An 11,471-nucleotide genomic window follows, 5' to 3' on the forward strand; every position below is an offset into this window, starting at 1 on the left:
GCTACGAACGCAAGCCCGAACACTTCCTGGCCTTCACCGCCATCGCCACCAGCCTGATCAACCACCGCCGCCTCACCAAGTGAAACGTCGTCTTAAGGGGCGCGGGGAACTGCGCGGCCAGCCCCCACCGGGCCCGCACCCGAAACCCGTCCCCGGCATGGGGCCCAGCGCCCCAACCGCAAAGGTTGATCGCGGGATCCCCAGGGAACCCGCACCACGTGCACCCATCCATCGAGGACTACGCGCTCATCGGCGACCACCAGACCGCCGCCCTGGTAGGCCAGGACGGCTCCGTCGACTGGCTCTGCCTCCCCCGCTTCGACTCCGCCGCCTGCTTCGCGAAACTGCTGGGCGACGACGACAACGGACACTGGCGGCTCGCGCCGAAGGGAGCGGACACCTGCACGCGGCGGGCGTACCGGCCCGACACCCTCGTGCTCGACACCGAGTGGGACACCGAGGACGGCTCGGTCCGCGTCACCGACCTGATGCCGCAGCGCGACCGCGCCCCCGACGTCGTACGGATCGTCGAGGGCCTCAGGGGCCGCGTCACCGTACGCAGCACCCTGCGCCTGCGCTTCGACTACGGCTCGGTCGTCCCGTGGGTCCGCAAATCCGACGGCCACCGGGTCGCCGTGGCGGGCCCCGACTCGGTGTGGCTGCGCAGCGAACCCGAGGTGCACACCTGGGGCGAGGACTTCGGTACGCACTCGGAGTTCACGGTCGCCGAGGGCGAGAAGGTCGCCTTCGTCCTGACCTGGCATCCCTCGCACGAGCCGCGCCCCGATCTGGTCGACCCGTTCGAGGCGCTGGAGCACAGCGTCGACGACTGGCAGGCCTGGGCGGCCCGCTGCCGCTACGACGGACCGCACCGCGACGCGGTCGTCCGCTCGCTGATCACCCTCAAGGCCCTCACGTACGCGCCGAGCGGCGGCATCGTCGCGGCCCCCACGACCTCCCTGCCCGAGGAGATCGGCGGCGTCCGCAACTGGGACTACCGCTACTGCTGGCTGCGGGACTCCACGCTCACCCTGGGCGCGCTGCTCGCGTGCGGCTACCAGGAGGAGGCGGAGGCATGGCGCAACTGGCTGCTGCGCGCGGTCGCGGGCGATCCGGCGGACCTGCAGATCATGTACGGGCTGGCGGGCGAGCGGCGGATCCCCGAGTACGAACTGGCGTGGCTGCCCGGATTCCACGGCTCGGCGCCGGTGCGGATCGGCAACGACGCCGTACGGCAGCTGCAGCTCGACGTGTACGGGGAGGTGATCGACTCCCTCACGCTGGCGCAGCACGCGGGGCTGCCCGCCGAACCGGACATGTGGCGCCTGCACCAGGCCCTGATGGACTTCCTGCACACGGCGTGGCGCAAGCCCGACGAGGGCCTGTGGGAGGTCCGCGGGCCGCGCCGGCACTTCGTGCACTCGAAGGTGATGGCGTGGGTCGCCGCCGACCGGACGGTACGCACCCTGGAGGAGAACCCCGGGCTGGACGGCGACGTCGACAAGTGGCGCGCGATGCGAGACGAGGTGCACCGGGAGGTGTGCGAGCGCGGCTTCGACCCGGAGCGGAACACGTTCACGCAGTCCTACGGCTCCCGTGAACTGGACGCCGCGCTGCTGCTCATCCCCCGCCTCGGCTTCCTGCCGCCGGACGATCCGCGGGTGGTCGGCACGGTCGACGCGGTGCGCTCGGAACTCGCCCGCGACGGCTTCGTACACCGTTATGACGCGTCCCTCGACGGCTCCGGCCCGCACGGTTCGGAGCCGTCCGGGTCGGACCTCAGGGATGTCGACGGGCTGCCCGGCGGCGAGGGTTCGTTCCTCGTCTGCTCGTTCTGGCTGGCGGACGCGCTGCATCTGACGGGGCGTACGAAGGAGGCCCTCGCCCTGTTCGAGCGGCTGATCGCGCTCCGCAACGACGTGGGACTGCTGGCGGAGGAGTACGACCCCGTGGCCGGACACCAGCTCGGCAACTTTCCGCAGGCGTTCAGCCACATCGGTCTGGTGGGCACCGCTCTCACGCTGTTCGACGACGCGGGGGACGGGGCGGGAGCGGACGAGGCAGGATAGGAGCCATGGATCTTGGACTGAAGGACCGTGTCTACGTCGTCACCGGAGCAACGCGCGGCCTGGGCCACGCCTCCGCGCGTGAACTCGTCGCCGACGGCGCGAAGGTGATCGTCAGCGGGCGCGACGCGAAGACGGTGGCCGAGGCGGCGACGGCGCTCGGGCCGAACGCCCACGGGGTGGCCGTGGACAACGCCGACCCCTCGGCGCCGGCGAGTCTGATCGCGGCCGCGCGTGAGCGGTTCGGCGGCTTCGACGGCATCCTGATCAGCGTCGGCGGGCCGCCGCCGGGCTTCGTCGCCGACAACACCGACGAGCAGTGGCAGGCGGGGTTCGAGTCCGTGTTCCTCGGCGCGGTGCGGCTGGCGCGGGCGGCTGCCGCCGAGCTGGGCGAGGGTGGGGTCATCGGGTTCGTGCTGTCCGGGTCGGTGTACGAGCCGATCGCGGGGCTGACCATCTCCAACGGGCTGCGGCCCGGGCTCGCCGGGTTCGCCAAGTCCCTCTCCGACGAGCTGGGTCCGCGGGGGATCCGGGTGGTGGGGGTGCTGCCTGCGCGGATCGACACGGATCGCGTGCGCGAGCTGGACGGGTATTCGGCTGATCCCGAGGCCACTCGGGCCGCGCATGAGGCGCGGATTCCGTTGCGGCGGTACGGGAGGCCGGAGGAGTTCGGGCGGACGGCCGCGTTTCTTCTGTCGCCTGCGGCGTCCTATCTGACGGGGGTCATGGTGCCGGTGGACGGTGGGGCGCGGAGCGGGTTCTGAACCCTGTTCTGAACCCGGCGGTACGCCTGCGGCGGCGGGGTGTGCTGTCGCCGCGGGCCCGGTGGGGGTGGCCCTGACCGATTGCGCAGTTCCCCACGCCCCTGAAGACACCGCTGCGGGTCCGTTGTACGGCTGCGGGAGTGTGGGGGCTGAGCGCGCCGTTCCCCGCGCCCCTGAAAGCGACGGGGTGCGGGTCAGTTGACTCGGTCCGCGCTGTGTTTTGCGGCGCGTAGGTGTACCTCCGCCGGGAGTGAGGTGAGGCCGGCCGAGTCCTTGGCGTGGGTCAGGGCTTCCGTCGTCAGGGCGGTCAGGGTTTCGGCGGGGGCTGCATGGGGTTCCAGGAGCAGGCGGACTCTCGCCTCGGGGGTGCTGCGGCGGCCGACGAGGGACGCCTGCGCACTCCGTACCCCTTCCAACGCGCCCGCCTCCGCGGTCAGTACGCCCTCCAGGGCCCGGCCCCGCAGCAGCGCGCCCTCGCCGTCGCCGGTGTCGACCAGCACCTCGGCCAGCCGACGCCGGCGCAGGACGGCCGTAAGCCACCACAGGGCGAGCAGCACGGCCACCGCCAGCGCGGCGATGACGGCCGGCCACCACCAGCCGTCGGCCCGCCAGCGCGCCCGGTCGGCGTCGCTCAGCAGGACGTCGTGCCGGCCGTCGTGGATCCACCACGACGGCGGGGCCACGCCGAGGCCCACGGCGAGCACGGAGCCGCCGAGCACGACCAGGAGCAGACCCGCGAGGCCCAGCAGGACCCGGTTCACGACCCTCGGCATGCCGTTCACCCCTTCCGGCCCGGCCGGGCGACCCGCACCGACAGCGCGGGCCGCCGGACGAGACCGAGCCCCCTGACGCCTTCGGCGAGCGTGGCGTCCAGGTCGGCGCGTACGTCGTCGAGTTCACGGAAGTGCGAGACCGCGCGGACGTCGGCCTTCCGGCGCCTCATCCGGACCCGGACCGACTGCACGCCGGACACCTCCATGGCCCGGTCGCGCAGCACCGTCGCGGCGGCGTTGCGGTGCAGGCCGGCCCGTACGTCGGAGTGGGCGCGCCGCATCGTCAGGATGTCGCGCAGTCCCGGGGTCGTGGCGAGGACGAGCAGCCACAGGCCCAGGGCGGTCGCGACCCCGGCGCCGACGAGCACCCAGGTGTCGTCCAGGGGCCGCTCGGCGAGTTCACGGGCCAGCGATTTGCGCCAGTGCATGGCGGGCCGGTCGGCGCGGACGGCGACGACGTCGTACAGCAGGAGTCCCGCGGCGGCCAGGACGAGCAGCGCGAGGACGGCCGCGGGGATGCGGCGGGCCGACCAGAACCGGCCGTTGCCGTCCTCGGCGTCGTCGAGGGTCGGCAGGGGTGTGTAGTCGGCGGCGGAGGTGGACTGGCCCAGTTCGTTCCCGGCGGTCTTCTCGATGACGGGCAGCTGTCGGGTGCTCTCGGAGCCCCGGGGCTCGCTCATTGCGTCCTCCCCTGTACCGCCCCACGCGTCTGCGCGGAGTGCAGTCGCTCCACCTGGACGGCGACCTCGGGAACTTTCATTCCCGCCAACGCCTCTACCCGCTGAGTTACTTGACGACGCACGGCACCGCACCGGCCGCCGATGTCACAGGGGTAGCCGAGTTCGAGGCTGACACTGACGCGGGCGACGTCCTGGTGGACGACGACCGCGGCGTGCGGGGGCGACGCGCCGGGAGGCAGCACGTCGAGCGCCTCCCGGGCCGCCTGCGCGGCGATCTTCGCGACGACCCGGTCGGCGATCTTCGTGGCGCCCCGCTCGCCGGGCGCGACGGCTTCGGACACGCGCGTCACCGCCGGCGGTCGTCGCGGGTGCCGCGGGACCGGAAGAAGTCACCGGGATCCAGGTCCCCCTCCAGGAAGCGGCCCACGACAAAGCCGATGGCGCCCAGTGCGGCCACCAGGAGGAACGCGCCGAACCCGCCGAAGTACCCGGCGAATCCCAGCGCCATTCCGGCGATCATGCCGATCACGGCCATGCTCATGGTGCGCTCCTCAGCAGATCGGTCACTGGAGCCGGTTCTCCGGTTCCTCGTCCTCTTCCTCCGGCAGCTTGACATCGCTGACCGCGATGTTGACCTCGACGACCTCAAGGCCCGTCATGCGCTCGACGGCCGCGATGACGTTCTCCCGTACGTCACGGGCGACATCGGCGATGGACACGCCGTAGTCGACGACGATCTCCAGGTCGAGCGCGGTCTGCACCTCACCGACCTCGGCCTTCACACCGCGCGTGACGGACTTCGCGCTTCCGCCGGGGACCCGGTCGCGGACGGCACCGAAGGTCCGCGAGATCCCGCTGCCCATGGCGTGCACGCCCAGGACGTCCCGGGCGGCGAGACCGGCGATCTTCTCGACGACCCCGTCGGCGATGGTGGTACGCCCCCGGGTCGCCGGGTCGCCGCCGCCACGCTTGGTCACAGCGGTCTTCCTGAGCTGCTGCTGATCCGGCTGTTCGGCCTCCGGGCTCTCCGGCCGATTGCGCTGAGTCGTGTCGCTCATCGCCGTGCATCCCCTTTCGGTGGGCCTCTTCGCCCACATTAAGACGGGTTGCCGGGTCGCGCGCCAGGGATGCGGCACGCTGGAACCATGACTGCGGACCGATGGACGCAAGCAGTAAGGCAACAGCTCGGCCTGGGCAGACTGCTGCCGTTGGGCGGGCCGGGTGACGGCGCGTGGATCACGGAGGCGGCGGCCGTCGCCGTACTGCGCCGGGCGGTGCGGCCGGTGCGGGGCGTACGCCTCGGTTCGCTGCGCCTCGCCCTAGCCGACCCGGACGGGGCGTCCGAGCCCGCTGTGCCCCCGCCGCCGAGCGCGCTGCCGCCGGGGCCGCTGCGTATCGACGCGGAGTTCGCGGCCCTGCCGACCGAGCCGTTGCCGGCGGCCGCGTCCCGGCTCCGCGCGGCCCTCACCGCGACGGCGGTGGACACGCTCGGTCTGACGGTCACGGAGGTGGACCTGCGGGTGACGGGCCTGCTGGAGGAGGGCGGAGGTCCGCCGGAGCCCGCCGACTCCGGTCCCGTGCCCACCGCCGGACCGCGTCCCTCGCCCGGTACGGACGAGTCCCGCGTGGCGGCCGCCGCTCTCGCCGTCCCGGCGGTGACGGCCCTGCCGAGCAAGGCACGCATCACGGAACTCCACAGCGACACGGCGCTCCCCCGCCGTCACGTCCAGGTGGAGATCGCGGTGGACACGACCGCGCGCACTCTGGACACGGCCGCGGCGGTCCGCAACACCATCACCAACTCACTCCCGGACCACCCGTCAGCAGCAGTACTGGTGACAGCGGTGACCCCGGCCCCCTAGAGCCCCGCAAGGGGCGCGAGGAACGGCGCGACAAGCCCCCACCGACCCCGCACACGTTCCCGACCCGCAGCCCCAGCCCCTTAAGGGGCGCGGGGAACTGCGCGACAAGCCCCCACCGGACCCGCACAATCCCCCAACCCGTGGTCCCACCACCGCAAGGGGCGCGGGGAACTGCGCGACCGACCCCCACCGAACCCGCACAATCCCCCAACCCGCGGAGCACCCCCCTCGGGAATGCCACCCGCCGGGAGGGCAACCCCCTCAGTCGGAAAGCCCCGCAAGATCCCGCAGCCGCCGCCCCTGAGCCCCCCGCTCGGCAACGCGCTGCTCCTCGTACGTACGCCCAGCCGCCCCCTGAAGCAGCGCCTTCGTCTCGACAAGGGCGTCCCGCGGCGCGGCCAGCAGCGCGGCGGCCAGTTCACCCACCGCGGCGTCGAGCCGATCGACGGGCACGGCGACGTTCGCGAGCCCGGTCCGCTGCGCCTCCTCCGCCTCCACGAACCGCCCCGTCGCACAGATCTCCAGCGCACGGGCGTAGCCGACGAGCCCCACCAGCGGATGCGTACCCGTGAGGTCGGGGACGAGGCCCAGGCCGGTCTCGCGCATGGCGAACTGCACGTCGTCGGCGACGACGCGCAGGTCGCAGGCGAGCGCGAGCTGGAAGCCCGCGCCGATGGCGTGTCCCTGCACGGCGGCGATGGACACGATGTCGCTCCGCCGCCACCAGGTGAACCCGTCCTGGTACTCGGCGATGGCCGCGTCGAGTTCGGCGTCGGAACCGCGTGCGAGATCGATGAAGGACGGCTCGCCGTCGAAGCCCTCGGGCGTGAACGCCTGCCGGTCGAGCCCCGCGGAGAAGGACTTGCCTTCGCCGCGCAGCACGACGACCCGGACGGTGCCCGGCAGCAGCCGACCGGCCTCGGCCAGCGCCCGCCACAGAGCGGGGCTCTGCGCGTTGCGCTTGGCCGGGTTGGTCAGCGTCACCGTGGCGATCGCGTCGTCGACGGTGAGCCGTACGCCGTCCTTGTCGAGCAGCGAGTCGAACGAAGCCATGAGGGCGCCTCCGATGAGTGCGGTCAGCGGGGGTGCCGTACGGGCACACCCTTAAGTGACTGCACAGTAACCACCCGGGCGGTCAAGGGACCGACCGGGTGGTCACCATCGGAGAAACGAGGAGCCGTCCGGCGTCAGGCCGACGCGGACTTCTTGCCTCGCGTCGCTCCGCCACGCCCACGGAGCGTGACGCCCGACTCACTGAGCATCCGGTGCACGAAGCCATACGAGCGGCCGGTCTCCTCGGCCAGTGCCCGAATGCTCGCACCGGAGTCGTACTTCTTCTTCAGGTCTGCCGCGAGCTTGTCGCGCGCGGCGCCGGTTACCCGGCTGCCCTTCTTCAGAGTCTCGGCCACCCGTGCCTCCTCAGCGGAAGTGCGCTCTGGACTTCTCATGATCACCCCTCATGAGCGTCCTGGCCACCCATTCGGCAAGGTCGGTGGGACGAGCTTGCGCCGTGGAAGCCCGTCACCATGAGCGGAATTCTGCATTCCATCCGCTTCCCGTCCGGACCACCGAACGAGTTCGCGGACGAAGGTCCAGGTCAGCGACGCGCGACGGCCGGGCCTTCGAGGACGAAGAACCCGGCCGGGAAATGCGTGTAGGACACACCTCGGTACGAGGAGATCTCACTCAGATGATGGATCACGGATCGGCCGAATGATCCATACGAAGTGGATCAGCCAGTGGATCAGTCAAACGATCAAATACCTCGAACCGCTCAGGCGAGGGCCACGAGGTCCGCGTAATCGGCACCCCACAGGTCCTCGACGCCGTCGGGCAGCAGGATGATCCGCTCCGGCTGGAGCGCCTGGACGGCTCCCTCGTCGTGGGTGACGAGGACGACGGCGCCCTTGTAGGTGCGCAGCGCGCCGAGGATCTCCTCGCGGCTGGCCGGGTCGAGGTTGTTCGTCGGCTCGTCGAGGAGCAGGACGTTCGCGGACGACACCACGAGGGTGGCGAGCGCGAGACGGGTCTTCTCGCCGCCGGAGAGGACGGAGGCCGGCTTGTCGACGTCGTCTCCGGAGAACAGGAACGAGCCGAGCGTCTTGCGGACCTGGACGAGGTCGAGGTCGGGGGCCGCGGAGCGCATGTTCTCCAGGACCGTGCGCTGCGGGTCGAGGGTCTCGTGCTCCTGCGCGTAGTAGCCGAGCTTGAGGCCGTGGCCCTCGATGATCTGGCCGGTGTCGGGCTTCTCCGCGCCGCCGAGGAGGCGCAGCAGGGTCGTCTTGCCGGCGCCGTTCAGGCCGAGGATGACGACGCGGGAGCCCTTGTCGATGGCCAGGTCGACGTCGGTGAAGATCTCCAGGGAGCCGTACGACTTGGACAGTCCCTCCGCCATCAGCGGGGTCTTGCCGCAGGGCGACGGGTCGGGGAAGCGCAGCTTGGCGACCTTGTCGGACTTGCGCTCGGCCTCCAGGCCCGCGAGGAGCTTGTCGGCCCGCTTGGCCATGTTCTGCGCGGCGACGGTCTTGGTGGCCTTGGCGCGCATCTTGTCGGCCTGCGAGTGCAGGGCGGTGGCCTTCTTCTCGGCGTTCTGCCGCTCGCGCTTGCGGCGCTTCTCGTCGGCCTCGCGCTGCTGCTGGTACAGCTTCCAGCCCATGTTGTAGACGTCGATCTGGGCGCGGTTGGCGTCGAGGTAGAACACCTTGTTGACGACCGTCTCGACCAGGTCGACGTCGTGGGAGATCACGATGAAGCCGCCGCGGTACGTCTTCAGGTAGTCGCGCAGCCAGACGATGGAGTCGGCGTCGAGGTGGTTCGTGGGCTCGTCGAGGAGCAGGGTGTCCGCGTCCGAGAAGAGGATGCGGGCCAGCTCGATACGGCGGCGCTGACCGCCGGAGAGCGTATGGAGGGGCTGGCCGAGCACCCGGTCGGGGAGGTTGAGCGCGGCGGCGATGGTGGCGGCCTCGGCCTCGGCGGCGTACCCGCCCTTGGTGAGGAACTCCGTCTCCTGGCGCTCGTACTGCCGCATGGCCTTCTCGCGAGTGGCGCCCGAGCCGTTCGCGATGCGCTGTTCGTTCTCGCGCATCTTGCGGATCAGGGTGTCCAGGCCGCGCGCGGACAGGACGCGGTCGCCGGCCAGCATGTCGAGGTCGCCGGTGCGCGGGTCCTGCGGGAGGTAGCCGACCTCGCCGGAGCGGGCGACGGTGCCCGCGGCGGGGGTGCCCTCACCTGCGAGGACCTTGGTGAGCGTGGTCTTGCCCGCGCCGTTGCGGCCGACCAGGCCGATGCGGTCGCCCTTGGTGATGCGGAAGGTGGCGGACTCGATGAGCATGCGGGCGCCGGCACGCAGTTCGATACCGGAAGCGGAAATCACGGACAGACTCCTGGGCAGGGTTGTTGACGGGGCGGGCGGCTGAGGGCGTTCACGCCGTCTAATGCACGAGGAGAATGGCCATGGGCCAAGTCTAACGGGGCGATGCAACCACTTTTTCTGTGTGCGGGTGTTCGGGGGTGTGACGCTCATTGCCCCGCGGCCGGCCGTGCCGGGCCCTCTTTCGTCCCCCGTTCGGCCCGCCGCCCGGCGCCGCGCCGCGGGGAGCGGGCGAGGATGACGCCAGGGGGACGACGGCCCGCGGAGGGTGGAGCGCCCATGCAGTTCGACGACGACGCCGGCCTGGACACCTCCGAGGTGCAGGATGTGCGCGGCAGCCGGATCCCCGGCGGCAGGGCCACGGTGGGCGGCGGCGTCGCCGGTCTGATCGCCCTCCTGCTGGGTCTCTTCTTCGGTGTGGGGCCCGACCAGCTGGGCCTGTCCTCCGGTGACGAGGAACCCGGGGCGAGCGCCTCGTCCCTGGCCCAGGTGCAGCAGACGTGCCGTACCGGACGGGACGCGAACACCAGGGACGACTGCCGCATCGTGGCGGTCGTCAACAGCGTCCAGGACTTCTGGGCTCAGGAGTTCGAGCGCCGCGGCGGTACGTACACGCGGTCGCCGACCGTCTTCTTCAGCGACCGGGTCGGTACGGCCTGCGGGTCGGCGACCTCGGCGGTCGGGCCCTTCTACTGCCCGGGTGACCGGAAGGTCTATCTGGACCTGGGCTTCTTCGACGAGCTGCGGACCAAGTTCGGCTCCAGCGGCGGCCCGTTCGCGCAGGCGTACGTGGTGGCGCACGAGTACGGGCACCACGTGCAGGACCTGATGGGGACCCTGAGCCGCTCCCAGGACGGGCGGACCGGCGCGAACAGCAACGCGGTACGGGTCGAGCTGCAGGCCGACTGCTACGCGGGCGTGTGGGCGCACCACGCGACGACCACGAAGGACGAGTCGACGGGCCGGCCGCTGATCACCAGCCTCACGGAGGCCGACATCCGTGACGGGCTGGACGCGGCGGCGGCCGTGGGCGACGACCGGATCCAGGAGCGGTTCCAGGGCCGGGTGACGCCGGAGTCCTGGACGCACGGGTCGGCCGCGCAGCGGCAGCAGTGGTTCCGCCAGGGCCAGCGCACCGGGGACATGGCCCGCTGCGACACCTTCCGCTGAGCGCCCCGGGGTCGTTCCCGGCCACTCGTCGGCCGTTCGCCGGGTGTTCGCGGGGCGTTGTCAGTGCCGGGTGCCAGACTGTGGGGCAGGTCACATTCAGGTGCTGTCCCAGCGGTGGGGCAGGACAGCGGGGACCGGAAGGAGTGATCGGCATGGCCGGTACGGACAGCGGACGCCCGAGCATCTACCCGACGCTGCTGTACGCGGACGCGAAGTCCGCGATCAGGCAGCTCTCGGAGGCCTTCGGCTTCACCGAGGCGTCGGTGTACGAGGACGAGGAGGGCAAGGTGGTGCACGCCGAGCTGGTGCAGGGCAACGGCGCGGTGATGCTGGGCTCCAAGGGCACCGGCAGCCGCTTCGACGAGGCCATGAAGAGCGCGGGCCCCACCGGGGTGTACGTCGTCGTGGACGACGTGGACGCACACCACCAGCGGGCCGTGGACCACGGGGCGGAGATCCTGATGCCCCCGACGGACCAGGACTACGGCTCACGGGACTACATGGCCCGGGACGTCGAGGGCAACATCTGGAGCTTCGGCACGTACGCCCCGGAGACCAGGGTCTGACCCGGCCCCCGGCCCCCGGCGCCCTGTAGGGGCGCGGGGAACTGCGCGCCCGGCCCCCACGCACCCGCAGACAACGAACCGGCCTCCCGGCGGGGCGCCGTGGGTGCTGTGCGGGGCTTTCGAAGCACCCCCTAAGGGCTCGTAAAGAATCAACACGGTGGTTTTGTCTCTGTCGTGAGAGCGATGCCGTGCGCGGTTGCGTAGACGTGGAGGCCGGTGA

Annotated in this window: 13 protein-coding genes; 5 read left to right on the forward strand and 8 right to left on the reverse strand. The window is 71.5% G+C overall.

What is annotated here, in order from left to right; all coding sequences use genetic code 11:
• Nucleotides 1-218: 218 nt before the first annotated feature.
• Entirely contained in the window at nt 219-2,069 is a 1,851-nt protein-coding gene (locus ACZ60E_RS45605; RefSeq protein ID WP_469448214.1) for a glycoside hydrolase family 15 protein, read from the forward strand.
• 5 nt (nt 2,070-2,074) lie between these two features.
• The gene (locus tag ACZ60E_RS45610) at nt 2,075-2,830 is read left to right on the forward strand and encodes an SDR family oxidoreductase (protein ID WP_384814684.1); all 756 of its coding nucleotides are present in this window, start codon (nt 2,075-2,077) and stop codon (nt 2,828-2,830) included.
• Between the two features lie 194 nt (nt 2,831-3,024).
• Here the strand turns inward: ACZ60E_RS45610 and amaP are convergent, their stop codons facing one another.
• From amaP to ACZ60E_RS45635, 5 genes are read right to left on the reverse strand one after another with little or no spacing between them, the layout of a single operon-like run.
• The gene (gene amaP, locus ACZ60E_RS45615; RefSeq protein WP_469448215.1) at nt 3,025-3,603 is read right to left on the reverse strand and encodes an alkaline shock response membrane anchor protein AmaP; all 579 of its coding nucleotides are present in this window, start codon (nt 3,601-3,603) and stop codon (nt 3,025-3,027) included.
• A gap of 5 nt (nt 3,604-3,608) precedes the next feature.
• Complete coding sequence (locus ACZ60E_RS45620) at nt 3,609-4,283, reverse strand: DUF6286 domain-containing protein (RefSeq protein ID WP_469448216.1); 675 nt, start codon at nt 4,281-4,283, stop codon at nt 3,609-3,611.
• Complete coding sequence (locus ACZ60E_RS45625; protein ID WP_384814691.1) at nt 4,280-4,624, reverse strand: Asp23/Gls24 family envelope stress response protein; 345 nt, start codon at nt 4,622-4,624, stop codon at nt 4,280-4,282. Before ACZ60E_RS45625 ends, ACZ60E_RS45620 begins: the two co-directional genes overlap by 4 nt.
• Before the next feature lie 5 nt (nt 4,625-4,629).
• Entirely contained in the window at nt 4,630-4,824 is a 195-nt protein-coding gene (locus tag ACZ60E_RS45630; protein WP_107017754.1) for a hypothetical protein, read from the reverse strand.
• 22 nt (nt 4,825-4,846) lie between these two features.
• Entirely contained in the window at nt 4,847-5,341 is a 495-nt protein-coding gene (locus ACZ60E_RS45635; protein ID WP_384814693.1) for an Asp23/Gls24 family envelope stress response protein, read from the reverse strand.
• 87 nt (nt 5,342-5,428) lie between these two features.
• Between ACZ60E_RS45635 and ACZ60E_RS45640 the strand changes: the two genes are divergently transcribed.
• A complete protein-coding gene (locus ACZ60E_RS45640; protein WP_469448217.1) occupies nt 5,429-6,145 on the forward strand; it encodes a nucleopolyhedrovirus P10 family protein in 717 nt (238 codons plus the stop codon).
• Nucleotides 6,146-6,406: 261 nt separating this feature from the next.
• Here the strand turns inward: ACZ60E_RS45640 and ACZ60E_RS45645 are convergent, their stop codons facing one another.
• From ACZ60E_RS45645 to ACZ60E_RS45655, 3 genes are all read right to left on the reverse strand, one after another.
• Nucleotides 6,407-7,198, reverse strand: coding sequence for an enoyl-CoA hydratase/isomerase family protein (locus ACZ60E_RS45645; protein ID WP_385837580.1), 792 nt, complete (start codon nt 7,196-7,198; stop codon nt 6,407-6,409).
• Nucleotides 7,199-7,332: 134 nt separating this feature from the next.
• The gene (locus tag ACZ60E_RS45650) at nt 7,333-7,554 is read right to left on the reverse strand and encodes a helix-turn-helix domain-containing protein (RefSeq protein WP_006143370.1); all 222 of its coding nucleotides are present in this window, start codon (nt 7,552-7,554) and stop codon (nt 7,333-7,335) included.
• 365 nt (nt 7,555-7,919) lie between these two features.
• Entirely contained in the window at nt 7,920-9,518 is a 1,599-nt protein-coding gene (locus ACZ60E_RS45655) for an ABC-F family ATP-binding cassette domain-containing protein (RefSeq protein ID WP_384814700.1), read from the reverse strand.
• 276 nt (nt 9,519-9,794) lie between these two features.
• Here ACZ60E_RS45655 and ypfJ point away from each other — a divergent pair, with 276 nt between their 5' ends.
• Nucleotides 9,795-10,685, forward strand: coding sequence for a KPN_02809 family neutral zinc metallopeptidase (gene ypfJ, locus ACZ60E_RS45660; protein ID WP_384814703.1), 891 nt, complete (start codon nt 9,795-9,797; stop codon nt 10,683-10,685).
• A gap of 152 nt (nt 10,686-10,837) precedes the next feature.
• A complete protein-coding gene (locus ACZ60E_RS45665) occupies nt 10,838-11,251 on the forward strand; it encodes a VOC family protein (RefSeq protein WP_210883857.1) in 414 nt (137 codons plus the stop codon).
• The last annotated feature ends 220 nt before the right edge of the window (nt 11,252-11,471 follow it).

Source organism: Streptomyces sp. NPDC102514, assembly GCF_055584525.1.